Below are 25,737 nucleotides of genomic sequence, written 5' to 3'. Positions count from 1 at the left end.
GATGTTGGACAGGACCCGGACTTCCACCGGCCGCAAGGCCACCCTCTACCGCATGGTGATGCCGAGCCACACCTGCCCTTACGGGCTGAAGGCGAAGGACCTCCTGCGCCGCTCCGGCTATGCGGTCGACGACCGGCACCTGAAGAGCCGCGCGCAAACCGATGCCTTCAAGGCCGAGCATGAGGTCGAAACCACGCCGCAGGTCTTCATCGACGGGGCCCGCATCGGCGGCTACGACGATCTGCGCCGCTTTCTCGGCAAGCCCGTCGCCGACCCGAAGGCGACGAGCTACCGCCCGGTCGTCGTGCTCTTCGCGCTGACGGCGCTCACCGCAATGGCCGCGAGCTTCGCCTCAAGCGGCTCGCCGTTTACCCTTCGCGCGGCCGAATGGTTCATCGCCTTCTCCATGGTGGCGCTCGCCATGCAGAAGCTCCAGAACGTCGAGACCTTCTCGACCATGTTCCTCAACTACGACCTCCTGGCAAAGCGCTGGGTACCCTATGGCTACATCTACCCCTATGCGGAAGGCCTTGCCGGCATCTTGATGGCGGCAGGTGCGCTCACCTGGCTGTCGGTGCCCATCGCCCTCTTCATCGGCACCATCGGCGCGGTCTCGGTGTTCAAGGCGGTCTATATCGACCGGCGCGAACTGAAATGCGCCTGTGTCGGCGGCTCCAGCAACGTACCGCTCGGCTTCGTCTCGTTGACGGAGAACCTGATGATGGTCGCCATGGCGGTATGGATGGCGGCCGGAGCGCTCGGCTTCATCGGTGGCCACGCCATGTAGCACTCAGCGGGCCGCGGCCTCCGTGTGCCCGTCGAGCGTGGCAAGCCGGCCGTAGAGTTCCGGCCGGCGGTCGCGGAAAAGGCCCCAGGAACGGCGCTGGTGGGCGATCGCGTCGAGGTCGAAGGTCGCCGTCAGCACGCTCTGCGTTACCCGATCGGCTTCGGCTACCTTGGCGCCGGTCGGATCGGCGATAAAGGACGAGCCGTAGAAGGTGATCTCAGTGCCGTTCCGCCCCTCCTCCGTGCCGATCCGGTTCGAGGCGACCAGCGGCATCAGGTTCGCAGCTGCATGGCCCTGCATGACGCGCTGCCAGTGGCCGGAGGAATCGAGCTGCGGATCGTGCGGCTCGGAGCCGATGGCCGTCGGATAGAGCAGGATTTCCGCGCCCTGCAGGGCCATGGAGCGGGCGGCCTCCGGGAACCACTGGTCCCAGCAGATGCCGACGCCGATGCAGCCCGCCCGCGTCTGCCAGACCTTGAAGCCGGTATCGCCCGGCGAGAAATAGAATTTCTCCGTATAGCCGGGCCCGTCCGGTATATGGCTCTTGCGGTAGTTGCCGAGCAACTTGCCGTCCGCGTCGATCACCGCGAGGCTGTTGAAATAGGCCTGCCCCGCGCGCTCGAAATAGCTCACCGGCAGCACCACGCCGAGCTCGGCGGCAAGCCGCGCGAAATGCGCGATCAGCGTATTGCCCTCGAAAGGCTGGGCGAGCGCGAAGAAATCGTGGATCTGGTCCTGGCAGAAATAGGGCGCGGCGAAGAGTTCCTGGATCAGCACGAGATCCGCGCCCTTCGCCTTCGCCGCGCGCACCAGCCGTTCGGCCCGTTCGATATTGGCCTTCTCGTCCCAGATGCAGGCCATCTGCGTGGCGGCCACGGTGACATTGCGCATTGCGGACACTCCCTCTTTCCGCGATTGCCGCATCGTAGACGGTTCAGCCCTCGAATGCCATCAGCGCATCGCCGGCCTGAACGTAGTCGCCTTCCTTCACCCGGAACCGAAGCCGTCCAGCCTTCGGCGCAAGAACCTGCGTTTCCATCTTCATCGCCTCCATCACCGCCACGAGGTCGCCCGCGGCAACGGTCGCACCATCGGCAATGCGGAAGGCCTGCAAGGTGCCGGAGACAGGAGCGGGAATGGCGTCCTGCGCCGCTATGCCGGAAGCGGGGGCGGGAGCCCTCCCCTCCCCGGCCGCGCCGAGCCCTGCGAGGAGGAGCGCCGGCAGGGCGAGCGAGACCCGCCTGCCGTCGATCTCGATATGGGTGCGGACCATCCCGGCGTCCTCGACCGGCTCCGGCCGGGCCATGGCGTCCGGCATTTCGGTGAAATCCGTCTCGATCCAGCGGGTATGGACCCTGAACCCGTCCCGGCCGATGAAATCCGCGCTGTCGACGGCCGCGCGGTGGAAGGGCAGGACGCTCGCCACGCCCTCGATGCGGAATTCGGCGAGCGCGCGGCGGGCGCGGCAGAGCGCCTCCTCGCGCGTCGCGCCGGTGACGATCAGCTTGGCCATCAGCGAATCGAAGACGCCCGGCACCGTCGAGCCGGCGGTAACGCCGCTATCGAGGCGGATGCCGGGGCCGGACGGCGGATCGAAGGTAGTGATGCTGCCGGGTGTCGGCAGGAAGCCGCGGCCGGGGTCCTCCGCATTGATGCGGAACTCGATGGAATGGCCGCGCGGCGCGGGCGTTTCGTCGAGGCGGAGCGGCAGGCCCTCGGCAATGCGGAACTGCTCGACGACGAGGTCGATACCGGTCGTCTCCTCCGTCACGGGATGCTCGACCTGAAGGCGGGTGTTCACCTCGAGGAAGGAGATGGTGCCGTCCGCGCCGAGCAGGAATTCCACCGTGCCCACGCCGCAATAGCCGGCCGCCGCGCAGATGGCTTTGGCCGCCGAATGGATGCTTTCGCGCTGATCGGCGGAAAGAAAGGGCGCGGGCGCCTCCTCGATGAGCTTCTGGTTGCGCCGTTGCAGCGAGCAGTCGCGGGTGCCCAGCACCAGCACGTTGCCGTGACGGTCCGCGAGCACCTGCGCCTCGATATGGCGCGGCCGGTCGAGGAAACGTTCGAGGAAGCATTCGCCGCGGCCGAAGGCGGCCGTCGCCTCGCGCACGGCGGATTCGTAGAGATCGGCGGCCTCTTCCAGCTTCCAGGCCACCTTGAGGCCCCGTCCGCCGCCGCCGTGCGCCGCCTTGATGGCGACCGGCAGGCCGTGCCGCTCGGCGAAGGCGATCACCTCGGCCGCCGATGAAACCGGCCCGTCGCTGCCGGCGACGAGCGGCGCGCCGACGCTCGACGCGATGCGCCGCGCCTCGACCTTGTCGCCCAGCGCCTCGATCACCTGAGGGTCCGGGCCGATCCAGACGAGGCCGGCATTGATGACGGCGCGGGCGAATTCCGCCCGTTCGGAAAGGAAGCCGTAGCCCGGATGCACCGCGTCCGCGCCCGCCCTTTTCGCAATGGCGATCAGCTTTTCGATATCGAGGTAGGTTTCCGCCGGGCGCACGCCGCCAAGCCCATAGGCCTCGTCGGCAAGGCGCACGAAGAGCGCGTCCGCATCCGGGTCGGCATAGACGGCGACCGACTGCAGGCCGTAATCCCGGCAGGCGCGCAGGATACGCACGGCGATCTCGCCGCGATTGGCGATCAGCACTTTCTTCATGGCTCTCTCCTGACGCCGATCTCGGCAAAGGGCGCGATGGGGCGGAAACGGATGCGGGCGTTCACGGGGATCTGGCCGGCGAGATCGAGATGGTGGTCCGCGACCGTACCGATGACGGGATAGCCGCCGGTCAGCGGATGGTCGGCGAGGAAAAGCACGGGCTGGCCGCTGTGCGGCACCTGGATTGCGCCCGTCGCCGTGCCCTCGCTCGGCAGTTCGGCGCTGTCCCTGCGCTCCAGCGGCACGTCGCCGGCAAGGCGGATGCCGACGCGGTTCGACTGCGGCGTTACCTGCCAGAGCTGGCCTGCCAGCGTCTCGATGCCCTTTTGCGTGAACCAGTCGGTGCGGGGCCCGAGCACCACATCGAGCGTCACCACCTCGCCGGCAGCCGGCGGATCGAAGGCGGCAAGCTCGTCCATGGAAACGCTGGAGAGCCCGTCCCCGCCGCGCAGGACAAGCACGCTCCCGGCCGTCACCGGCTCGGGCCCGACGACGGCGAGCGTATCGGTTGCCGCGCTTCCCAGCACCGGCGCCACGTCGAAGCCGCCGCGCGCGGAAAGATAGGACCGCGTGCCCCGCGTCGGATGGCCGACGGTCACGACATCGCCCGGCTCCAGCGCGATGGGCCGGAAGGCCGGATGATCGTGGGTCCGGCCGGCGGCATCGCGCACCATGACGAGGGACGGCGCGCCGGCAAGGCCGATCACCGCGCGGCAATTGCTCTCGAAGGAAAAGCCGCCGAGGGTGAGTTCGAGGCAGGGCGTATTGACCGGATTGCCGACGATGCGGTTCGCCGCGTTGAAGGCGCCGCGGTCGAGCGCACCGGAGGCGGAGACCCCCTGCCCCGTCTGGCCGAAGCGGCCGAGGTCCTGGAAGAGCGCCGGCATGGGCGCGGCCAGCACCGTGAACTGCGGGGCATCGGCCGGGATCGTGCGCGCCGGACGGACGGCGGGAGCGGGAAGGCTGACGGCCTTGCCGGATTTTTCCATGTCGAAGAAGCGCACGCGATAGCCGGGCTGGAACAGCGCGCCGGGGTCGCGCGCGATATCCCACATCTTCAGCGGGGTCGTGCCGATGATCTGCCAGCCGCCGGGGCTTGCCTGCGGGTAGACGCCGCTGAAGGCGCCGGCAAGCGCCACCGAGCCGGCGGGAATGCGGGTGCGCGGGCTCCTGCGGCGCGGCACATGCAAGGCCGGATCGCCGCCGACGAGATAGCCGAAGCCCGGCGCGAAGCCGCAGAAGGCGACGGTGAATTCGCTCTCCGTATGGCGCCGGACGACCTCCGCCACGGCAAGGCCCGTCAATTCCGCGACGTCGCCGAGGTCTTCCCCGTCATAGCGCACCGGGATCTCCACCAGATGCTCCGAGGGCGCGGCTTTGGCGGAAAGATCGCGGGTGGCAAGGCTTGCCGCCAGCGCCTCCGGCGTCAGCCGTCCGGGGCGGAAGCGGACCATCAGCGTGCGGGCGGCCGGCACCATTTCGACGATGCCCGCCACGGGGACGGCCTCAAGCGAGGCGAAGAGCGCAAGCGTCTCGTCGAGACCGGCAAGCTCGACGAGGATCGTGTCCAGGCTGACGGGAAGGAAGCGCATCGCCTTCAACCGGCGAAGGAGCGGATGGCGATGCCCTCGGCCGTGAAGCGGCGGCGGATTTCCTCGGCGATGGCGACGGCGCCGGGGCTGTCGCCATGCACGCAGATCGACTGCGCCTCGACGCGGATCGTGCTGCCGTCAATGGCCTCCAGCGTGCCGCTCTGGGCAAGGCCGACCATGCGGTCGGCGATCACCTTCGCGTCGTGCAGCACGGAGCCCGCCTCGCGGCGGGAGACCAGCTCTCCCTTCGGCGTATAGGCCCGGTCGGCGAAGGCCTCGGCGACGACGGCAAGGCCTGCGCGGCGTGCAAGGTCGAGGATCGGCGCATTGGCAAGGCCCATCAGGACGAGCGAGGGATCGACCGCCCGGATGCCGTCGATCACCGCCTGCCCCTGCCGGGCGTCGTAGGCGATGCGGTTGTAGAGCGCGCCGTGCGGCTTCACGTAGCGCACCGCCGTTCCGGCGGCCGCGGCGATGCCCTTCAGCGCACCGATCTGGTAGATCACGTCGGCAATCAGTTCCTCGGGGGTCGCGTCGAGGTCGCGCCGGCCGAAGCCGACCCGGTCGGGATAGGAAACGTGGGCGCCGATGACGACGCCGTTTTCCGCCGCCGCCTTCACCGTGCGATAAATGCCCGCCGGATCGCCGGCATGGAAGCCGCAGGCGACATTGGCCGAGGAGACGACGGCGAGCATGGCCTTGTCGTCGCCCATGCGCCAGGCGCCGTAGCTTTCGCCCAGATCGCTGTTGAGATCGATCGCTGCCATTTCTCGTCTCCTTCCGGCCGTCTTTGGGGTCGCTGGATCATGCATTGCCTGACAAGAATGTCAATATTGTTCAACAATATCTCGTAATCCTCCCTTGTTCCGGTCCTCGCCCATTCGTGCTAGAGCGGTCGGGAACGTGGCGCGGAGACCGACATGACCGAGGATGCAGATGGAATGTCGCTCGCCGACCGACTGGCGCGGCGCATTCGCGCGCTGCTGATCTCCGGCGAGCTTACCCCCGGCCAGCGCCTGTCGGAAGCCGCCTTCAGCGAGCGTTTCGACGTTTCGCGCAATTCGCTCCGCGAGGCCTTCCGCCTGCTCACCAAGGACGGGCTCCTGCGCCACGAGGCCAATCGCGGCGTCTTCGTCGCCGTTCCCACCATGGCCTCCATCATCGACATATACCGCGTGCGGCGCATGCTGGAATGCGGCGCGCTGCGTCAGGCCTGGGGGCAGCATCCGGCGATCAGGGTCATGCGCGAGACGGCGGACCAAGGCCGCGTCACGCGCGACCGGCAGGACTGGGCCGGCGTCGGCAGCGCCAACATGGCCTTCCACGCCGCTGTCGTCGACCTTGCCGACAGCGCCCGGCTCAACGAATTCTACGAGCGCATCTCCGCCGAGCTGCGGCTGTGCTTCGGCCTTCTTAACGACCCGGAAAACCTGCATGCGCCCTTCGTGGAGATGAACGAGACCATCGTGGCGCGCCTCGAGGCGGGCCGGCCGCACGACGCCGCGGCCGAGATGGAGACCTACCTGAACCTTGCCGAGCGGACGATGCTGAAGGCGCTGGAACGCGCCTGCGAGCCCGCTTAGCCTTTCACGCGCGCGCCGGCGGGATCGTAGAGCGGCTCCAGGTGGATCGTCGCTGGCGTGCGCTCCATGGCGACGACCAGCTCGTAGCGGCCGCTCCTCAGGAAGGCGTCGTCGATCCCCTCGGCCCGGCGCACATAGCCGTAGCCGATGTTCTTTGCGAGCGTATAGCCGTAGCCGCCGCTGGTGAGATAGCCGACGGGCTCGCCGTCCCGCAGGATCGTCTCCCGGCCGACCAGGACGATCTCGGGATCGTCCACGGTGAAGCCGGCGAAGGCCTTGCGGCGCGGCTCGTCCTTTGCGCCTTTCAGCGCCGAGCGGCCGAGGAAATCCGTGTCCTTGCGCAGCTTCACCGCCCAGCCGAGGCCGGCTTCGAAAGGCGTGTCGTTCGGTGTGATGTCCGAGCCCCAGGCGCGATAGCCCTTTTCGAGGCGCAACGATTCCAGCGCGCGGTAGCCGACCGGGCGGATGCCGAGGGGCGCACCCGCCGCCATCAGCGCGTCGAAGACGACGCCCGTGGCGCCGATCGGCACATGCAGCTCCCAGCCGAGCTCGCCGACATAGGTGACGCGGAGCGCCCGCACCCTCTCGCCGGCAATGGCGATCTCGCGCGCATGGCCGAAGGGGAAGCCGGCATTCGAGACGTCCGCCTCCGTCACGGCGGCGAGCACGTCGCGCGCCTTCGGCCCCATCAGCGAGAGCGTGCCGAACTCCTCCGTCACGTCGGTGAGCGTGACGTCGAGGCCGGCGGGAACGTGGTCGGCGATCCAGCCGAGGTCGTGGGTGCGGAAGCCCGTACCCGTGACGACGTAGAACCTGTCGTCGGAAAGCCGTGCCACCGTCAGGTCCGCCTCGATGCCGCCCCGGCTGTTGAGAAGCTGGGTGTAGGAGAGGCGGCCGGCCGGCTTGGCGACGTCGTTGGCGCAGATCCAGTCGAGCGCCTTGCCGGCATCCGGCCCGGCCATCTCGTATTTGGCAAAGGAGGACTGGTCGAAGATACCGACGGCCTCGCGCACATGGCGGTGCTCCTCGCCAACGGCGGAAAACCAGTTCTGCCGGCCCATGGAATAGACGTCCTTCGGCTCCGTCCCGTCAGGCGCGAACCAGTTCGGCCGTTCCCAGCCGAGCTTCGAGCCGAAGACGGCGCCGTGCGCCTTCAGCCGCTCGTAGAGCGGCGAGACGAGGCGCGGGCGGCCGCTCTCGTATTCCTCGTGCGGGAAGGCGATGGTGTAGTGCTTGCCGTAGGCTTCCAGTGTGCGGTCGAGCACCCATTGCCGGTCGCGGTGCATTGCGGAAAAACGGCGGATATCGACCACCCAGAGGTCGAGCGGCGCCTCGCCGTCGACGACCCATTGCGCCAGCACCCAGCCCGCCCCTCCCCCCGAGGCGATGCCGAAGGCGTTGAAGCCGGCGCCGACGAACATGTTGCGACATTCCGGCGCGACGCCGAGGATGAAATTGCCGTCCGGCGTGAAGCTCTCCGGACCGTTGATCATCTGCTTGACGCCGACCTTCTCCAGCGCCGGAATGCGGGCGATGGCCTCGACCATATGCTGCTCGAAATGGTCGAAATCGTCGTCGAAGAGGCGGAAGGCCCAGTCGTCCGGCACGTCGCCGGTCGTCCATGGCTGCGGGTTCGGCTCGTAGCCGCCCATGACGAGGCCGCCCACCTCCTCCTTGAAATAGGTGCGGCGGTCGGGATCGCGGATCGTCGGCGCATCGGTCGAAAGGCCCGGCACCTTTTCCGTGACGATATACTGGTGCTTGACGGGCTGGAGCGGCACGTTGATGCCCGCCATGGCGCCCACCTGCCGCGCCCATTGGCCCGCGCAGTTGACGACCTTCTCGCAGGCGATGTCGCCAAGCGTGGTGCGCACCCGCACGATGCGGCCGTCTTCCATCTCGAAACCCGTGACGCGCACGTTCTCGACGATCCGCGCGCCATGCATGCGCGCGCCCTTGGCGAGCGACTGGGTGATGTCGGAAGGGCTTGCCTGCCCGTCCGTCGGCAGCCAGCTCGCGCCGACGAGGTCGTCCACCTCCATCAGCGGCCACATGGCCTTCACCTCCCGGGGCGTCAGGAGGTGCATGTCCATGCCGAAGCTCTTCGCCGTCGTGGCGAGGCGGCGGAACTCCGTCCAGCGGTCGGCATTGGTGGCAAGGCGCAGGCACCCCGTCATCTTCCAGCCGGTGGCAAGGCCGGTCTCGGCTTCCAGCCCCTTGTAGAGGTCGACGGAATATTTCAGCACGCGGGTGATCGAGGCCGAGGAGCGCAGCTGGCCGACGAGGCCCGCCGCATGCCAGGTCGAGCCGGAGGTCAGCGTGCCCTGCTCCAGCAGCACCACGTCCGCCTTGTGATCGCGCGCCAGGTGATAGGCCGTCGAGCAGCCGATGATGCCGCCGCCGATGACAACGATCTCGGCATGGGATGGCAGGGTCATTGTGCGTTCTTTCCGTATGTCGTTCTGTAATGGTCGAGCGCCCTGTCGAGGCGGTCGAGGTTCTCCGCCGTGTAGCCGACATAATCGGCGCCGGGCGCGGCAAGGTGCAGCTCGGAAACCATGCTCCACATCGCCTCGCGCAGCAGCGAGGCACATTGCATGGCGGAATGGGCGCGGCGGATGGCCGGATCGGGCGCACCGCCGAAATAGGCCGCAAGGAAATCCTCCGCCTCCTCCGGCGAGAGCCCGGCATTGGAGGTGGTGCCGGCAAGGTCGAACATGGCGGTCGAAAAGCCGGCATATTCGAAATCGATCAGCCAGAGCCGCTGCCCATCGTCGAGGATATTGGCAGGCAGGAGGTCGTTGTGGCCGAAGACGATGGGCAGCGGCGCCTGTGCCGCCTCCAGCTCGTCGGCAAGCGCCAGGTAGGCCGGCAGGTGCGCCGCCATACGGCTGCCGCCGGCCGCAAGGGTGCGCGCATAGTCGCGCACGACATGGAAGGGCCAGAAGAGGAAGGCAGCGCCGCTCACTTCGGCCGGCATCCGCGTGTGGAAGCGGCTGAGGAGGTCCGCCACGCGCCGCCGTTGTGCGGCGACGTCCCCTGCCCCATAGGTTTTCGCGCCGAGATAGGCCGAGACCATGACGCCCGGCTCGGCATAGCGCACTTCCGGCCCGAAGCCTGCCGCGTGCGCCGCCCGCGCCGTCATCAGCTCGCGGTCGCGGTAAACGTGGTGAAAAGGATAGTCCCGGCCGAAGCGCGCCACATGCCGCCCGGCTCCGTCCGTCACGAGGTAGCTTTCATTGCTGATGCCGCCTTTCAGCGGCGCAATATCGATGCGCCCGCGCCAGCAGGGCAGCGCCCGAATGCGGTCTTCCGCGGCGCGGCCGACTTCGACATGCCCCTCCATCGCCTTCCTCCCGAAAGCGGCTGCCGGGACGTTTCGCACCCTTGTTCCGGGCGTCGTTCGTCGGTTATCCTGCCGGCTGTGGCCGGGCTCATGTCATGCCGGAAGAAACCGGCTGTCAATCCTCAAATGTGGCTTTTTCTGTTTTTCTGACCGTTTCTGCGGCTTTCTTGCGCGACGCGCCGTCAGGGATTATGAAGAAGGCGACCGCTCCCGGGCCAGAACGACATGAACCATTCCAAGCGCCACAACGATATTCTCCGGCTTCTGCAGCAGCAGGGCACCGTCACCATCGCGGACCTCGCACGGCAGCTCGACGTCTCGCTGGAAACCGTGCGGCGCGACATCAAGCCGCTGACCACGAACGGGACCGTGGTGAAGATGCACGGTGCGGTGGCCCTGCCCTCCGTCGTCGGCGAAGCGCCCTTCGAAAAGCGCATGCGCGAGAACAGCGAGGCGAAGAAGGCGATTGCCGTCGCCGTCGCAGCGACGATCCGCGACGGCGATTCGGTCATGCTCGATACCGGCACGACGACGAGCTACCTTGCCCGCGAACTGCTCGGCCACCGGCGCCTGACGGTCGTCACCAATTCCTCCGACATTGCCCGCACGCTTTCGACCGTCAACGACAACCGCGTCTACATGGCCGGCGGCGAGCTGCGCAGCGACAACGGCGCGGCCTTCGGCGTCTCGGCCATCGAGTTCATCAGCCATTTCACGGTCGGCCACGCCGTCATCTCGACGGGGGCGATCGACGCCGCCATCGGCGTGATGGACTACGATCTGGAGGAAGCCGAATTCGCCCGCGCCGTGCTTGCGCAGGGCCGGCGCGCCGTCGTCGTCACGGACCATACGAAGTTCGGCCGGCAGGGGCTCGTGCGCGTCTGCGATTTCGGCGCCATCACGGATCTTTTCACCGACAAGGCGCCGCCCCGCGACATCGCCGCGGCGCTGAAGACGGCAGGCGTCAACGTCGCCCTCGCCTGAACGCAGAAGGGGCGGCGCGCCGCCGCCACCCCTTCCGTCCCCGCAGGTGTCTTCCGTTATTCTTCTTCCTGGAAGACTTCCTCGCGTTTCGCCTTGACCGACGGCAGGAAGACGACGACCAGGACCGCAAGCGCGATGGCCAGCAGCACGGCGCTGATCGGGCGCGTGAAGAAAGTCGTCGGGTCGCCGCGCGACAGGATCATGGCGCGCCGCAGGTTCTCCTCCAGCAGCGGCCCCAGCACGAAGCCGAGCAGCAGCGGCGCCGGCTCGCAGCGCAGCTTGACGAGGAGATAGCCGCCGAGGCCGAACAGCGCGACCGCATAGAGGTCGTAGACGTTGGAGTTCACGCTGTAGACGCCGATCGAGCAGAAGGCCATGATGATCGGGAAGAGCACGTAGTAGGGCACCGTCAGCAGCTTCACCCAGAGGCCGATCAGCGGCAGGTTCAACACGACCAGCATCAGGTTGCCGATCCACATGGAGGCGATGATGCCCCAGAAGAGGGTCGGCTGCTCCGCCGCCACGTTGGGACCGGGAACGATGCCCTGGATGATCATCGCCCCGACCATCAGCGCCATGACCGGGTTTGCCGGAATACCGAGCGTAAGCAAGGGGATGAACGATGTCTGCGCGCCCGCATTGTTGGCCGACTCCGGCCCGGCGACGCCCGCAATCGCTCCCTGGCCGAACTCCTCCGGCCGGGCGGCAACACGCTTTTCGACCGTATAGGAGGCGAAGGCTGCGAGGATCGCCCCTCCCCCGGGCAGGATGCCGAGCGCCGAGCCGATGGCCGTTCCGCGCAGCACCGGCCCGACCATGCGGCGGAAATCGTCCCGCGTCGGCCAGAGGCCGGAGACCTTCGCCATCAGGACGCTGCGCGATTTCTCCCCTTCGAGGTTGCGCAGGATCTCGGCGATGCCGAAGACGCCCACCGCCACGGCGACGAAGTTAAGTCCATCGGAATACTCACGAATCCCGAGAGTGAAACGCGGCGTACCGGTATAGATATCCGTGCCGACGAGCCCGAGCAGCAGGCCGAGGGCCACCATGGCGAGCGCCTTGACGATGGAGCCGTGCGCGAGCGCGATGGAGGAGACGAGGCCGACCACCATCAGGGAGAAATACTCCGCCGCGCCGAATTTCAGCGCGATGCCGGTCAAGGGGATCGCGAAGATCGCCACGAGGAAGGTGGAGACCGTGCCGGCGAAGAAGGAGCCGAGCGCGGCAATGGAGAGCGCCGCCCCTGCCCTCCCCTTGCGGGCCATCTGGTAGCCGTCGATCGCCGTGACGGCGGACGAGGACTCCCCCGGCATGTTGATGAGGATCGCCGTGGTCGAGCCGCCGTACTGCGCGCCGTAGTAGATGCCGGCGAGCATGATCAGCGAGGAGACCGGCTCGAGTTGGAAGGTGATCGGCAGGAGCATGGCGATGGTCGCCGTCGCCCCGATGCCGGGCAGGACGCCGATCAGCGTGCCGAGCAGGACGCCGATCAGGCAGAAGAGAAGGTTGGCGGGCGAAGCGGCGGTCGTGAAGCCGAGCGCGAGATTGCTGATGAGATCCATGGCCGTCTCCCTTAAAGCCGCGTCCAGGGGCCGAACCGCTCGAACGGCAGGCCGAGGGCATAGCTGAACACCGCCACGGAGAAGACCGTGATGGCCGCCGCCAGCGCCACAGCCATCAGGGGCTTCATGCGCGAGGAGGCGAAGGCGGCGATGAGAGCGGCGAAGAACAGCGACGGCACGAAGCCGAGGCCGCGCACCGTGAGCCCGAAGAAGACGGGCGCAGGCAGGATGAAGAGCATGCCGCGCAGCGCGATCGGCCCTATCGGCTCGCCGCTGACGCGCGTTGCCTGCACCAGAACCACGACACCGAGAATAGCCAGGATGACGGCGAGGATGAGCGGGAAGTATCCCGGCCCCATGCGCAGCGCGGTGCCCAGCTCCAGGCCGAGGCATTGATAGATGAAGAAGCCGCCGAGCGCGATGAGGGTGATCCCGCATATCGCATTCGTCGTGTCGAATTGTAACTGTCTCATGAAGTCCCCTCTCCTCGCCGGGAAGCCGGACGGCGCGGCCGCCGCCCGGCAGACGCAAAGCCTCAGTCGGCGTACTGGCCGGCGGCCTCGATGACGGGCTTCCAGCGTGCGACTTCGCTTTCCAGCTTGGCCTTGAGGCCATCCGGCGTCGCGTCGGCCTCGGAGGACGGCGCCGTGCCGAGCTCGGCGAAGCGCGCGACGACGTTCGGGTCCTTCAGCGCGAGCTGCAGAGACTTCGACAGGCGCTCGGTGATGTCCTTCGGCGTGCCCTTCGGCGCGTAGATGCCGTGCCAGATGCCGATCTGGAATCCGGAAAGCCCGCCCTCTTCCGCCGTCGGAACGTCGGGCAGGTTGGAAAGGCGCGCCGGCGAGGTCACCGCATAGGCCTTGATCGTGCCGCCGAGGATCTGCTTGGTCGTGTTGGTCGTCTGGTCGCACATCACATCGACCTGGCCGCCGAGCAGGTCCGTCATGGCCGGGCCGGTGCCCTTGTAGGGAACGGTGGTGAACTGCGTGTCGAGCGCGCTCATCAGCATCATGCCGCACAGGTGCGACGCCGCGCCGATGCCGGCATTGGCGACCGTGACGGTATCCTTGTTGGCCTTCATGTAGTCGATCAGGCCCTTGAGGTCGGTCGGCTCGAAGTCCTTGCGCGCCACGATGGTCATCGGCACTTCGGTGACGAGGCCGACATATTCGAAGGCGTTCAGCGTGTCATAGGCGAGCTTGCGGTAGAGCGTCGCGCTTGTCGCCATGCCGATATGGTGGAGAAGCAGGGTATAGCCGTCCGGATCGGCACTCGCCACGCGGCCGGCGCCGAGCGTTCCGCCGGCCCCGCCGACATTCTCCACGACGATCTGCTGGCCGAGGTCCTTCGACATGGCTTCCGCCACAAGGCGCGTCACCGTGTCGGTCGGCCCGCCGGCGGAGAAGGGAACGACCATCGTGATGGTGCGCTCCGGATAGGTCTGGCCAAGGGCCGAGGTGGCAAGCAGCGTTGCGGCGAGCGCGGCCGTGGCGCCGAACAGGGTCTTCAGGCTCTTCATCAAATCCTCCCGATGAAACGACCAGCCGGCATGGCTCCTCCCGTGCCGGTGCTGGTTGGGAAGACAGTGACGCATGGGGCATTCGGGGCAAGCGGCGACGGCTAAAGCCCGTCAAGTTTACCGCCGTAAACCGGTTGCCATGGGTGGAAGCGGGGACAAAGCGCGGCAGAGATGGGTGGATTTCCACCCATCGGAGCTTACAGGTCGCTCTGAAGCAGGTCCGTGCCGAGATTCCTGTCGAGCCCGTATTTCTGCATCTTCTCGTAAAGCGTCTTGCGGGAAACGCCGAGTTGTTCGTAGACGGGCTTGAGGCTCCCGCCATGCGCGGCGAGAGCGCTGGCGATGAGGCCACGCTCATAGGCGGCGACCTTGTCGGCCAGGCGCTGCGGAGCGCCGTCGCCGCCGGCCTCCTCCGGCGCACCGTCGAGACCGAGCACGAAACGGTCGGCCGCATTGCGCAACTCCCGCACATTGCCCGGCCAGGAGCGGCCGGCGACGTCGGCGATCAGCTCCGCCGGCACCTCGACGTCGGCGCGGCCGTAGCGCGCCGCCGCCTCCCGCACGAGCTGGAGGAAAAGAAGAGGGATATCCGCCCGCCGCTGCTCCAGCGACGGCACATGCAGCGTCGCGACATTGAGACGGTAGAAGAGGTCCGCGCGGAAACGCCCGGCCGCCACCTCGTGCGCCAGATCCACCTTGCTTGTCGCCAGAAAGCGCACATCGAGCGGCACGGCCTCGTTCGAGCCGAGGCGCGTGATGACGCGTTCCTGCAGCACACGCAGGAACTTGGCCTGAACATCCACCGGCATGGAACCGATCTCGTCGAGCAGGATCGTGCCGCCGCGGCCGTGCTCGAACTTGCCGTAACGCGGTCTGAGGGCCCCCGGAAAGGCGCCGATCTCGTGGCCGAAAAGCTCGCTTTCAATGAGGTTCTCCGGAAGCGCGGCGCAATTGATGGCGATGAATGGCTTGCTCGCGCGGGCGCTGATGTCGTGCATCGCCCGCGCAACCACCTCCTTGCCGACGCCGGTCTCGCCGATGATGAGCGTATCGGCATCTGCCGCGCCGATGGCGCGAAGCCGATAGCGGAGGTCGACCATCACCTGGGTGCGGCCGGGCAGGCGGGCCTCGATATCGTCCCGCTTGCCGGCAACGGCGCGCAGGCGCCTGTTGTCGAGGACAAGCGCGCGGCGTTCCATCGCCCGCCGGGCAATGCCGGCCAGATGCTGCGCGGCGAAAGGTTTTTCGATGAAGTCGTATACGCCGGCACGCATCGCGCTGACGGCGAGCTGCACATCCGCATGGCCCGTGACGAGGATCACCGGCACCTCCGGGTCCACCTCGCGAATGCGCTGGAGCAGCGTCATGCCGTCCATGCCGGGCATGCGGATGTCACTGACGACCACACCGGCGAAGGCGTAGCCGACCAGCTCCAAAACCCGCTCCGCGCTGGAGAAGGTCGCTACATCGAGCCCGGAAAGTTCCAGTGCCTGCGCGGTGGACCGGCGCATCTCTTCCTCGTCGTCGATCAGGAGGACGCGGGCATCCGTCATTCCGCTGCCTCCTGCACCTCTGCCGCGCTGTCGAGCACGACGCGGAAGACGGCGCCGCCGCCCGGTCGATCGGAGACGGAGAGATTCCCACCGAAGTCTTTGATAATGTTGTAGGAAATGGAAAGGCCAAGCCCGAGGCCACGGCCAACGCCCTTCGTGGTGAAGAACGGATCGAAGATACGCTCGGCAATGGCCGCCGGCACGCCGGGCCCGCGGTCGCCAACCTCGATGGCGATGCGTCCGGCCGTGCGTCGTGCCGACAGCGTGATTTCCCGGTTCCCCAGCCCCTCCACGGCGTCCGCAGCATTGCTGACGATATTGACGAGGACCTGCTGCAGGCGCACCGGCCCGGCCTGCACCACCAACCCCTCTTCCTCCAGATCCACCATAAGCCGCGCATCCGCCGCCTTCAGCCGCGGAGCGACGATCTCCATCGTGTCGGCGATGACCTCGGGGAGGGGAACTGGACCCAGCTTCTCGTTCGGCTTGCGGGCAAAGTTGCGCAGGTGACGGCTGATGGAGGCCATACGGTCGATGAGGGCTGAGATGCGCCGCACGTTGTCCTGCGCTTCCGGCACGCGGCCGCGATCGATGAGAAGGGCGGCGCTGTCGGCATAGGTCTTGGCGGCGGCGAGCGGCTGGTTGAACTCGTGAGACAGCGCGGCCGACATCTGGCCAAGACCGGCAAGCTTGCCCGCCTGGATAAGGTCGGCCTGCGTCTTGCGCAACTCCTGTTCCGTGAGCCTCCGTTCGGCGATCTCCAGCTCGATCTGCTCGTTGACGCGCGCAAGATCGGCGGTGCGTTCCTCCACCCGTTTCTCCAGCGTGTTGCGTGCCTCCTCCTGAAGCCGCAACCGCTCGACCACCCGGGCACGGCGTTGCCAGAGGATGGCGGCGGCGAGGGCGGCAAGGCAGATGAAGAGCAGGACGGCGACCAGCGTCGTGCGGGCCTGCGTGCGGACGGACGCCGTGTCGAGCAGGACGTTCACGGTCCAGTCGGCCTCGGGGATGTAATGCGACAGCCGCAGATACTCGCGTCGCGTGCCGCCCTCAGCGATCTGCATCAGTTGTTGACCGTGGTAAACTGCCTCGGAGACGGGCAGGGGGCGGAGTTCGGCTTCCGCATAGCGGCGCGATGCCTGGGTGCGCGCCAGCCGCGGCGCATCGAGCGGCAGGATGCCCGTATAGAGCCATTCCGGGCTGCCGGTCATGAAGATGATGCCTTCGGGATCCGCGACGAAGATCTTGTATTCACCGCCGCGCCAGGAATTCTCGATGGAGTCGATATCCACCTTGAAGACGATGACCCCGAGGATCTTCCCACTCTCCTCGACAGGGGCCGAGAAATAGTAGCCGCGCTTCAGCGACGTCGTGCCGAGTGCATAGAACCGGGCCTGCTGCCCAACGATGGCGCTCTGGAAATAGGGACGGTAATGGAAATTCTGGCCGATGAACGTGCCGGGAACGTCATAGTTGCTGGCGGCAATCGTGTTACCGTCCGGTGTCAAGACATAAATATCCGAGGATTCCAGTAACTGGTTGATTCCCTTCAGATACTCGTTCGCCGCTTGGCGAAGGGCGGGCTCGGTGGGCGTCCGCAGCAGCTCTTCGATGATCTCATGGTCGGCGATCAGCGCGGGCAGGGGCTCGTAACGGCTGAGATGGCCGGCAAGCGCCGCGACGGCAAGCCGCAAGGCCGAACTCGCCTGAAGCGAGGCCTCCTCCATGTAACTGCGGGTCAACAGCGCGCCGCCCTGAAGAATGGCGAGCATGACGATGATGGGCAGGATCGTGAAGGCCAGGGCATGGCGAAGTTTCATCGAATGGCGGCTCCTCTCCGCCCTCCATCCTACCGATAGGCCTTCACGTTTCATAGGGGGAGGGGAGGAGGACGAAGGGCTCGTAGCGGTTTCGGCATCGCCGACGATTTGCTAGAAGACAACTTGCACAACAGCCGGGGCGGTTCATGCATCCAAGACAATTGAAGACGTTCCTGGCCGTCGCCCGCTGCGGCAACATCACCCGGGCAGCCGCCGAGGTGCATCTTGCCCAGTCGAGCGTCAGCGACCAGATCCAGGCATTGGAAGCTGAGATGGAGACAGCGCTTTTTCATCGCGCCCGCTCCGGCATCACCCTCACCGAGGCCGGCCGCGCATTCCTGCCCTTTGCCGAGCGGCTGGTGCTCATCGGTGAGGAGGCGCGGATCGCCGTGCGCCAGGCGTCGGGCATTGCCGCCGACACGCTCTCCATCGGCACGCTCGAAACCATTGCCGCAAGCAAGCTGGCGATGCTGTTGCCGAAGTTCGCCGCAACCCATCCCGACATCGCGATCCGGGTCACCGTCGCATCGAGCGGCGAGCTCTCCCGCCAGCTTGCCGCCGGCGACCTCGATCTCGCACTGTCCTTCTTCGGCCCGGGGGCCGACGACCGTTTCAAATCGCGCAAGGTTGCCGACGAACCGCTCGTGCTCATCGCCCCCGCCTCCTGCCACGACGGGGGAGGGGGGTTCGACCGCCTCGCGCGGGAAGCCTTCATCGCAACGGCGAGGGGCTGCACCTATCGCCGCATGTTCGAGGAAGGGTTCGAAGCGGCCGGGTTCGCGTCGCCGACTCCCGCCGCCGAGGTCGCCAGCATCGGCGCGATCGTTCAGATGGTCGCGGCGGGCGGCGGCCTTGCCCTCGTGCCGCGGCTCGCCCTTGCCGGCAATGCCGGGGCTGACCGGGTAACCGAGCTCGAATGGCCGCGGGCGGACGCCGCCGCACCGCTCCACCTCTTCTGGCGGCACGGCACGGTCCGACGCCGCGCCATCGCGGCCTTCCTCGATTTCGCGCGAACCGGCCTCAGATCAGCCGATGCCCGCCTTCGACATGCAGCACCGAGCCCGTCGTAAAGCCGTTCTGCATCAGGAACAGGATCGCATCGGCGATATCCTCCGGCTGGCCGACACGGCCGACGGGCAGACGCTCGGCCATGGCCTGCAGCGTGGCCGCCTTCGCATCACCGGCCACGAAGGACCAGATCGGCGTGTCTACCCAGCCGGGCGAGACCGCGTTGACCCGGATCGGCGCGAGTTCCACCGCAAGCGCCCGCACCAGTCCCTCAAGCGCGGCATTGGCGGAAGCGACGACGGAGCCGCGTGCCGAAGGACGATAGGCGGCGATGCCGGACGTATAGGTGATCGACCCGTTGGCCCTGAGCTTCGGCGCTCCATGCTTGGCGAGGAGCAACGGCCCGTAGACCTTGCTTTCCATGACACGCCGAGCCGCGGCAAGCTCGATATCCGGCAGCAGCCGGTAGGCGCCTTCGATGTCGGCCGCCGTGACGACGATATGGTCGACGGCATCGAGTTCGGCGAACATGCGCGCCACCTGAGCTTCGTCGGTGATATCGCAGGCTATGGCGCGCGCATTGCCGCCGAGGCTTTCACGGGCGGCGGACAGCTTTTCCGCGTTGCGGCCAAGAATGACGGTGCGGGTGCCCCGCAAGGCGAGCCTTTCCGCCAGCGCGAGGCCCATGCCGGAGCTTCCCCCGGCGATGACAATACATTGTCCTGAAAGATCGTTCTGCATCTTGCATCTCCCGATTGGTTACGGAATGCAGATGCCCCGGAGGCGGCTCCGGAGGGAAACGGAAGAAACCGATGGTTCAATCGGAATTTCCGATGGTCAATCGTCCGTACCGTCATGCAGGCGAAGAAGCTCCTGCTGGACCTCTTCCTGGAAGGCGAAGACGGCAGCGCGTGCCTGGCTCTCGTCCGAACCGAACTTGCGCAGCTCCGCCGCCAGTTCCCGGCAGACCCGCAGCCAGTAGAGACGCGCGTCCTCGCCGTGAAGACCGTCCAGCTCGCCGGCGCAACGTCGCACATGCGCCGTGCGGCGCTCGGCGGGGAAGGGGACGACCGGGCTGGTCTTGGCAGGGGTCGAACGGCGGCGCTGTTGCGCCGAGGCATGTGACGGCATTGATTCGGTCTTCCTTGTCTTCCGCCCATGATTAGGAAGCCCATGGTTAACGTGCGGTTTCCAAAGCCGAATCCATCGCCTTCCCCGCCCTTATCCGGCACACTTTGCCGGCGTACCGTTTGCCCGCGCCAGCGCCATCAGCATGGGACCGAGGGTGAATTCGCCGCGTTCGGCCCGGCGCGTCAGATCCCGCAGGTATCCGCCGGCCGAGTTGATGTGCCCGGCCCGCTCAAGAATGCAGGCGATGACCGTCGCCGCATTCTCCGGCCCGAGCACCTCGCACGCCGCCTCATAGGCCGACGGGCTGATCGCAAGCATCGAACGCACGACCACCGCGGCGGTCATCAGATCCCGCCAGCCCGAAATGGCCCCGCCGGGTCCGAACGCCACGATTTCCGGGCAGGCCTGAAGGACGAGGCCCAGCGGATAGGGCTTGTGCGGCTCGGCCGGCGCCGGCTTCTTCTGGCTGGTCCGTCTCCCTTCCGATATCCTGTCGTCCATCCGGTCCAACGGGGTGGGCGGCTGATCGCCGGGTTCGGCATCGCCTCCCTGCTTCGGTTCGAAGCGAGGTTCAAGATCAGAGGTGGAGTCGGGTTTTGAATTCTGTTTGTGCCGCTCAGTTTGATCGGCATTGCCCGCCATATTTTGAAAAATAACCTGTTGTTCCAGGCTGTTGAGGATATCGTTGCGAAGGGCTTCGAGTTCGGCGAGGATCGGCGTCAGGATTTCCACCGTCGCAACCCGCGGCAGGGAAAGAACGAGCCGGCGATAGGCCGCCTCATACCCCATCCAGTCACCGGCAAGGCCATCCTCCAGGCCGGTCTCGATCAGCTTGGCGATGTCGCGACGAACGAGCGTCACGCGCTCGCGCAGGCGCCGCAACAGGAGGCGCCCGGCCGTCACCTGTGCCGCCGTCTGCTCGATCTCCCCTGCCCGGGCGAGAAGGGGCGCGAGAGAGAAACCGAACGCCTCGCCGACGGCACCCTCGCCGTCTCGCCGCACGTAGCGCTTGCCGTTCGGGCTGTCACGCCGGGTGAGGAGCCCCGCCGCGACGAGCGCGGCAAGATGCCGGCGCAGCGTCGTTTCCGCCATGCCATGCGTGCGCAGGGAAAGCTGGGCGTTCGAGGGAAACACCACCAGGCCATCCTTGCCGGAAAGCTCGGTCTTCGGATGAAAGCTCAACAGCGCATTCAGCACGGAGAGCGCCCGGTCGCTGATGCCGAGCTTCGGCTTTGCCTCGCAGAGCCAGCGATAGAGCTTCCATTTGTCGACGCTCGCTTCCGGCGCGATCGTCCTCGCCAGCGCCTGGCTTGCCAGCATGCCAAGCGTCATCGACCGCCGCCCGAAGGGCGTCGTTATGCCGTCCGTTTCCATGTCTCTTCACCTTTCAACAGGCAAAAGAGACCCCATCACCGGAACCGGTGCCGAAAAGGCTTGACTGCGATTCGGGGAAGTGCGATTCTCAGGCTGCTAAACGATGAGAAGGGCTTCCGCGACGGTAACGTTGAGGGGGCCTTTTTCTTTTGCGGATCAATCTCCTGATTTGTCTTTGCTTTCCGCCCTGTACGCCTCGTAGAGGCGGTCAAGGTTGCGGGTGATGTAGGCGCCGAAGGAGGCCGCTTCCGCCGCCTTCAGCGCAATCGTGTACTGGCGGCCATTGGCCTTGATGCTGGCCTTCACGTTCCTGCGTTCCCATATGGCGGGCACGACAGGCCGGCGGACGGCCATCGGCACGTCGCTCTTCGAGAGGAAACTGCTGACGAGGTTGAACCGCTCTTCCGGCGAACGCGCCTTGACGCGATCACGGGCGAGGAATTCGACGGCGCGGTCCTCGTTGGCCGGTTCGTCGAAGCGTGTCGCCAGCTCGTGCCAGCGGTCGCGGCCGATGGCGAGCGCCGGCCCGATGCCCGCGCGCACCGCCTTCGGAATGCGGTTCACCACGGAAAGCATCTTGGAAACGGTGGTCTTGTCGGCGCTCAGCGCCGCCATGATCGTCTCGCGGTCGAAGCCGCGCGCCTCCAGTTCCCCGGCGAAGGTCGCGCGTTCGAGGAAGGAGAGATCGGCGCGGGCGCTGTTCTCCTGGCCCTGCGCGATGACGTGGTCACGGTCGGAAAGCGCCCTTACCACGGCACGGACGGGTCGGCCGAGCAGGCGCGCCGCCTTGGCGCGGCGATGGCCGAAGGCGATCTGGTAGACGCCCTGCCTGGTGGGATGCGGGCGAACGAGGATCGGCGAATCCTGCCCGCGCACGCGCATCGCCTCGACGAGCTCCTGGAACTGCTGGTCGGAGTGGGCGAGGCGGTCCGAGATGAAGGAATCCTCGATCTGGTCGGCCTCCAGCTCGATGACCACCTCGCCGGCCGTCAGCTTCGCCTCGATCTCCTTGGCCGCATCCGCCTTGGCGGCGAGCGCATCGATGCTGCGGGTCACCGCGCCGAGCGCGCCGATGCCCTTGTAGGTCACATGCTGCCGGTGCTCTTCGACGGGGTTTACCGGCGTCAACTTCTCCGCCGGTGCCATCAGGTTCGAAAGAACGTTCTTGCGCGCCATGATCAACGCCCCCATGCCTTGTGAATGAGCTCGACGATCTCCGTATTGACCGCCTCCATGGATTCCAGCGCCCGGTCATAGGTGGCGCGGGTGAACTGGCTGCGCTCGACCTCGTAAAGCGTCTGGTTGGTGAGCGCCGCATCGGCGATGGCGACGCTGCGGACCATCGGGTTGGTCAGCACATGCTGCTTGAAGAGCGAGCGCATGAAGGCGACCATCTGCGTCTGCGGCCCGTCGGCCGGGTCGTAGCGGGTGACGAGATAGCGCAACCAGTCGAGGTTCATGTTGCCGCCCGCGCTTTTCAGCGTGTTCAGCACCTCGCCGAGCATCTGCAGGAACTGGCACATGGACATGACGTCAAGCATCTGCGGATGCACGGTGATCAGCGCTGCCGTCGCGCCGCAGATGGCGCTCATCGTCAGGAAGCCGAGCTGCGGCGGGCAGTCGATCACCACGACGTCGTAGTCGTCGGCGACCGAGGACAGGGCCTCGTCGAGCCGCGCGAAGAAGATGCGGCCGTAATCGCCGCTGTTGCCCTGCGCCAGGATGCGCGGCGTGTCGTGCTCGAACTCCATCAGTTCGAGATTGCCGGGCACGATGTCGAGGCCGGGGAAATTCGTCTTGCGAATGATCTCCTTCAGCGGACGGCGCTGGTCGTCGTAGCGGATCGCACCGTAGAGCGTCTCGTTCTCGTCGACGTCGAATTCCGGCTGGAAGCCGTGGATCGCCGAAAGGCTCGCCTGCGGGTCGAGGTCGACGGCGAGCACCCGGTGGCCGGTGAGCGCCAGGTGCTGCGCCAGATGCGCCGTCGTCGTCGTCTTGCCGGAGCCGCCCTTGAAGTTGACGACCGCGATGACCTGCAGATGCTCGCCATTGCGCCTTCGCGGCACGTAGCGCTGGCCGCGGCTGTTCTGCTCGAGATAGGCGCGCATCTCCTGCAACTGCTCGGCCGTATAGGAGCGGCGGCCGGACGGCGTCACCTGCGGCAGGGGCCCCTTGGATTCCAGCGACAGGTTGCGCAGATACCCGCTGGTGACACCGAGGAACCGCGCCGCCTCGCTGAGCTGGAACTGGCGCAGGCTCTTCTGCGCGACCGGCGGAAACATCTCCAGCCGATGCTGCTTCAGCTTGTCGGAAAGTTCGTGCGCCTGGCCGATGATCAGTTGATCGACCTCGGAAATTGCCTGCCCGAACGTTGTAGCCATATTCATGCCAAGAATCTCAAAGTGCGATTTCAAACCCATTTTGCGGTTTAAAACGCATTTAGAAACTGATTCTGACCGGGGAGCAAGGCAATAATGGTTAACGCGCCGAGCGCGAAAGCGCTGGCCCATCAGTAATTTGGAGAGATTAATCCATTGACGCCGGCCTGCCTATCGGCATGTCCGAATCAACTGGGGAAAACGGCGGGTTTCCTCATGCCTCGACATAGCCGCGTCGGCGACGCCGCGCGATCTGCCGCGCCAGGACATTTTCGGCCTCCGCGAGCGTCGGGTGAAGGCTGAGTTTCTGCCGCCCGCCCATGCCGATGCGGCCCCAGTGCCGGAGAACCGCGATCTCGCCGAAAAGCGTCGGTTCGAGCGAGAGCATGTAGAAGCGCGCCATGTTGCGCACTCGGTCCACGCGGTGGAAACGGCGGGGTGTCGAAAGGGCAGGGCTACGATCTTCCATGGTCCCGAGTCTGCCGGAGCGCCGAAACGCCGTCCAATGAAAGTCCTGAATCGATGGAGCCGGATCGATTCATCCGCGTGATGCATTCTCAGTCGCTCGGCCCCCGCCACGCGGTCGCCGCCGGCAATCCGGATTCGACGGCGGCAAGGCCCGCCTCGAGCCTGGCAAGGCCGTCCTCGCCCAGAAGATGCGCGAGTTCCGCCTGATAGGCGCGGGCAAGTTCGATCATCTCGTCGTAGATGCGCCGGCCGCCCGCGGTCAGTACCAGGTGCTCGATGCGGCGGTCGTCCGCATTCTCGCTGCGCTTCAGCCAGCGCTTTTCCTCCAGCGCCCGCACCGCGCGCGACACCTTCGTCTTGTGCATGCTGGAATTGACGCCGATCTCCGTCGCCGTCATGCGGCCGTAGGTGCCGAGCGCGGCGAGCGTGCGCCATTCCGGCCGCGTCATGCGGTAGCGCGCGCGGTATTGCGCGGCAAAGCGCTGGCTGACCCGTTCGGCCGCCTGGTTGAGCCGATAGGGCAGGAAGGTCTCGAGCCGGAAATCCATGATCGCCTTGATGGTTACAAAATCGACAGTTACACCTGCAACCATCTGACGATAGACAGCCTTGCAGAGGAGGGCAAGCCATGCCGGATCGTGCGACGGAGAGCGCCAACAGCCTGAAATACATGCCGGGCTTCGGCAACGACTTCGAGACGGAATCCCTGCCCGGCGCCCTGCCGCAGGGCCAGAACAGCCCGCAGAAATGCGAATACGGCCTCTATGCCGAGCAGCTTTCCGGCTCGCCCTTCACCGCCCCGCGCGGCACCAACGAGCGTTCCTGGCTCTACCGCATCCGCCCGAGCGTACGCCACACGCGGCGCTTCTCGAACGCCAGCTATCCGCACTGGAAGACCGCGCCCTGCCTCGACGACCATTCCCTGCCGCTCGGGCAGCTCCGCTGGAACCCTCTGCCTGCGCCGGCGGAAAGCCTCAACTTCCTCAAAGGCATCCGCACGATGACGACGGCGGGCGACGTGCTCACCCAGGTCGGCATGGCCGCGCACGCCTACACGTTCAACGCCGACATGACGGACGACTATTTCTTCGACGCCGACGGCGAGCTGCTCGTCGTGCCGCAGCTCGGCGCCATCCGCGTCTTCACCGAAATGGGCATCATGGACGTGGAGCCGCTGGAAATCTGCCTCATCCCGCGCGGCATGATGTTCAAGGTCTCACGCATCGGCGAGGGCGATACCTGGCGCGGCTATATCTGCGAGAACTACGGCGCGAAATTCACCCTGCCGGACCGCGGGCCGATCGGCGCGAACTGCCTTGCCAATCCGCGCGATTTCAAGACGCCCGTCGCGGCCTACGAGGACAAGGAAACGCCCTGCCGGGTACACGTCAAATGGTGTGGCAAGTTCTACGTCACGGAGATCGGCCATTCGCCGCTCGACGTCGTCGCCTGGCACGGCAATTACGCGCCGTTCAAATACGATCTTCGCACCTATTCGCCCGTTGGCGCGATCCTCTTCGACCATCCCGACCCGTCGATCTTCACGGTGCTGACGGCGCCGACCGAAGAAGCGGGCACCGCCAATGTCGACTTCGTCATTTTTCCGCCGCGCTGGCTGGTGGCAGAGCATACGTTCCGCCCGCCCTGGTATCATCGCAACATCATGAGCGAGTTCATGGGCCTCATCCACGGCCAGTACGACGCCAAGGAGGAGGGCTTCGTGCCCGGCGGCATGAGCCTGCACAACATGATGCTGCCGCACGGCCCGGATTCGCCGGGCTTCGAGAAGGCTTCCAACGGCGACTTGAAGCCCGTGAAGCTCGACCACACCATGGCCTTCATGTTCGAGACGCGCTTTCCCCAGCAGCTCACGAAATTCGCTGCCGAGCTGGAGACGCTGCAGGACGACTATCTCGAATGCTGGGACGGGCTGGAACGCAAGTTCGACGGCACGCCGGGCATCAAGTGAA

General features: G+C 66.5%; 23 protein-coding genes. 5 read left to right on the top strand and 18 right to left on the bottom strand.

Translation table 11 applies throughout. From position 1 onward, the window contains the following. Position 1: 1 nt before the first annotated feature. Positions 2-787 carry a glutaredoxin family protein gene (locus HNQ66_RS02875; RefSeq protein ID WP_184140654.1) on the top strand — a complete coding sequence of 262 codons (786 nt, stop codon included), beginning with the start codon at positions 2-4 and terminating at the stop codon, positions 785-787. Between the two features lie 3 nt (positions 788-790). On the opposite strand, the gene aguB is transcribed toward HNQ66_RS02875, so the two are convergent. From aguB to HNQ66_RS02855, 4 genes are read right to left on the bottom strand one after another with little or no spacing between them, the layout of a single operon-like run. Continuing rightward, positions 791-1,678: an N-carbamoylputrescine amidase gene (gene aguB, locus HNQ66_RS02870; RefSeq protein WP_184140653.1), complete on the bottom strand. Its 888-nt coding sequence runs from the start codon at positions 1,676-1,678 to the stop codon at positions 791-793. A 43-nt stretch (positions 1,679-1,721) separates the two neighbouring features. After that, entirely contained in the window at positions 1,722-3,449 is a 1,728-nt protein-coding gene (locus HNQ66_RS02865) for an acetyl/propionyl/methylcrotonyl-CoA carboxylase subunit alpha (RefSeq protein ID WP_184140652.1), read from the bottom strand. Further along, a complete protein-coding gene (locus HNQ66_RS02860) occupies positions 3,446-5,041 on the bottom strand; it encodes a 5-oxoprolinase subunit B/C family protein (protein ID WP_184140651.1) in 1,596 nt (531 codons plus the stop codon). Before HNQ66_RS02860 ends, HNQ66_RS02865 begins: the two co-directional genes overlap by 4 nt. Before the next feature lie 5 nt (positions 5,042-5,046). Next, a complete protein-coding gene (locus tag HNQ66_RS02855) occupies positions 5,047-5,808 on the bottom strand; it encodes a LamB/YcsF family protein (RefSeq protein WP_184140650.1) in 762 nt (253 codons plus the stop codon). A 153-nt stretch (positions 5,809-5,961) separates the two neighbouring features. On the opposite strand from HNQ66_RS02855, the gene HNQ66_RS02850 reads away from it, so the two are divergent. Continuing rightward, a complete protein-coding gene (locus HNQ66_RS02850; protein ID WP_184140649.1) occupies positions 5,962-6,624 on the top strand; it encodes a GntR family transcriptional regulator in 663 nt (220 codons plus the stop codon). On the opposite strand, the gene HNQ66_RS02845 is transcribed toward HNQ66_RS02850, so the two are convergent. Together HNQ66_RS02845 and HNQ66_RS02840 are read right to left on the bottom strand one after the other, a co-directional pair. Beyond that, the gene (locus tag HNQ66_RS02845) at positions 6,621-9,062 is read right to left on the bottom strand and encodes a GcvT family protein (RefSeq protein ID WP_184140648.1); all 2,442 of its coding nucleotides are present in this window, start codon (positions 9,060-9,062) and stop codon (positions 6,621-6,623) included. The genes HNQ66_RS02850 and HNQ66_RS02845 overlap by 4 nt on opposite strands. Next, entirely contained in the window at positions 9,059-9,970 is a 912-nt protein-coding gene (locus tag HNQ66_RS02840; protein WP_184140646.1) for a choline/ethanolamine kinase family protein, read from the bottom strand. Before HNQ66_RS02840 ends, HNQ66_RS02845 begins: the two co-directional genes overlap by 4 nt. Before the next feature lie 225 nt (positions 9,971-10,195). Here HNQ66_RS02840 and HNQ66_RS02835 point away from each other — a divergent pair, with 225 nt between their 5' ends. Then, positions 10,196-10,954, top strand: a complete 759-nt coding sequence (locus HNQ66_RS02835) for a DeoR/GlpR family DNA-binding transcription regulator (protein WP_184140644.1) — start codon at positions 10,196-10,198, stop codon at positions 10,952-10,954. A gap of 56 nt (positions 10,955-11,010) precedes the next feature. Here the strand turns inward: HNQ66_RS02835 and HNQ66_RS02830 are convergent, their stop codons facing one another. The 5 genes from HNQ66_RS02830 to HNQ66_RS02810 form a co-directional block, all read right to left on the bottom strand. Then, the gene (locus HNQ66_RS02830) at positions 11,011-12,516 is read right to left on the bottom strand and encodes a tripartite tricarboxylate transporter permease (RefSeq protein ID WP_184140642.1); all 1,506 of its coding nucleotides are present in this window, start codon (positions 12,514-12,516) and stop codon (positions 11,011-11,013) included. An 11-nt stretch (positions 12,517-12,527) separates the two neighbouring features. Beyond that, positions 12,528-12,989, bottom strand: a complete 462-nt coding sequence (locus HNQ66_RS02825) for a tripartite tricarboxylate transporter TctB family protein (protein ID WP_184140641.1) — start codon at positions 12,987-12,989, stop codon at positions 12,528-12,530. 62 nt (positions 12,990-13,051) lie between these two features. After that, the gene (locus HNQ66_RS02820; protein ID WP_184140639.1) at positions 13,052-14,035 is read right to left on the bottom strand and encodes a tripartite tricarboxylate transporter substrate binding protein BugD; all 984 of its coding nucleotides are present in this window, start codon (positions 14,033-14,035) and stop codon (positions 13,052-13,054) included. A 197-nt stretch (positions 14,036-14,232) separates the two neighbouring features. Further along, positions 14,233-15,588, bottom strand: coding sequence for a sigma-54-dependent transcriptional regulator (locus tag HNQ66_RS02815; RefSeq protein ID WP_184140637.1), 1,356 nt, complete (start codon positions 15,586-15,588; stop codon positions 14,233-14,235). Next, positions 15,585-17,408 (bottom strand): sensor histidine kinase, encoded by a 1,824-nt coding sequence (locus HNQ66_RS02810; RefSeq protein WP_184141310.1) that lies wholly within the window; start codon positions 17,406-17,408, stop codon positions 15,585-15,587. Before HNQ66_RS02810 ends, HNQ66_RS02815 begins: the two co-directional genes overlap by 4 nt. A gap of 146 nt (positions 17,409-17,554) precedes the next feature. On the opposite strand from HNQ66_RS02810, the gene HNQ66_RS02805 reads away from it, so the two are divergent. Then, on the top strand, positions 17,555-18,478 hold the full coding sequence (locus tag HNQ66_RS02805; protein WP_184140635.1) for a LysR family transcriptional regulator: 924 nt from the start codon (positions 17,555-17,557) through the stop codon (positions 18,476-18,478). Here HNQ66_RS02805 and HNQ66_RS02800 read toward each other — a convergent pair. The 7 genes from HNQ66_RS02800 to HNQ66_RS02770 form a co-directional block, all read right to left on the bottom strand. Next, positions 18,429-19,157 carry an SDR family oxidoreductase gene (locus HNQ66_RS02800; RefSeq protein ID WP_184140633.1) on the bottom strand — a complete coding sequence of 243 codons (729 nt, stop codon included), beginning with the start codon at positions 19,155-19,157 and terminating at the stop codon, positions 18,429-18,431. The genes HNQ66_RS02805 and HNQ66_RS02800 overlap by 50 nt on opposite strands. 96 nt (positions 19,158-19,253) lie before the next feature. Then, complete coding sequence (locus HNQ66_RS02795; RefSeq protein ID WP_184140631.1) at positions 19,254-19,547, bottom strand: DUF6074 family protein; 294 nt, start codon at positions 19,545-19,547, stop codon at positions 19,254-19,256. A 90-nt stretch (positions 19,548-19,637) separates the two neighbouring features. Then, a complete protein-coding gene (gene repC, locus HNQ66_RS02790; RefSeq protein WP_184140629.1) occupies positions 19,638-20,921 on the bottom strand; it encodes a plasmid replication protein RepC in 1,284 nt (427 codons plus the stop codon). Between the two features lie 156 nt (positions 20,922-21,077). Then, positions 21,078-22,097, bottom strand: coding sequence for a plasmid partitioning protein RepB (gene repB, locus HNQ66_RS02785; RefSeq protein WP_184140627.1), 1,020 nt, complete (start codon positions 22,095-22,097; stop codon positions 21,078-21,080). 2 nt (positions 22,098-22,099) lie between these two features. After that, the gene (gene repA, locus HNQ66_RS02780) at positions 22,100-23,302 is read right to left on the bottom strand and encodes a plasmid partitioning protein RepA (RefSeq protein ID WP_380778155.1); all 1,203 of its coding nucleotides are present in this window, start codon (positions 23,300-23,302) and stop codon (positions 22,100-22,102) included. 211 nt (positions 23,303-23,513) lie between these two features. Then, on the bottom strand, positions 23,514-23,768 hold the full coding sequence (locus HNQ66_RS02775) for a WGR domain-containing protein (RefSeq protein ID WP_184140623.1): 255 nt from the start codon (positions 23,766-23,768) through the stop codon (positions 23,514-23,516). Positions 23,769-23,856: 88 nt separating this feature from the next. Next, entirely contained in the window at positions 23,857-24,315 is a 459-nt protein-coding gene (locus tag HNQ66_RS02770) for a MarR family winged helix-turn-helix transcriptional regulator (RefSeq protein ID WP_184140621.1), read from the bottom strand. An 80-nt stretch (positions 24,316-24,395) separates the two neighbouring features. Between HNQ66_RS02770 and hmgA the strand changes: the two genes are divergently transcribed. Next, on the top strand, positions 24,396-25,736 hold the full coding sequence (hmgA, locus tag HNQ66_RS02765; RefSeq protein WP_184140619.1) for a homogentisate 1,2-dioxygenase: 1,341 nt from the start codon (positions 24,396-24,398) through the stop codon (positions 25,734-25,736). Position 25,737: the final 1 nt, after the last annotated feature.

Source organism: Shinella fusca, assembly GCF_014203155.1.
GTDB lineage: Bacteria > Pseudomonadota > Alphaproteobacteria > Rhizobiales > Rhizobiaceae > Shinella > Shinella fusca.
Note: the sequence above shows the minus strand (reverse complement) of the source record. Positions and strands in the feature narration are given on the sequence as shown.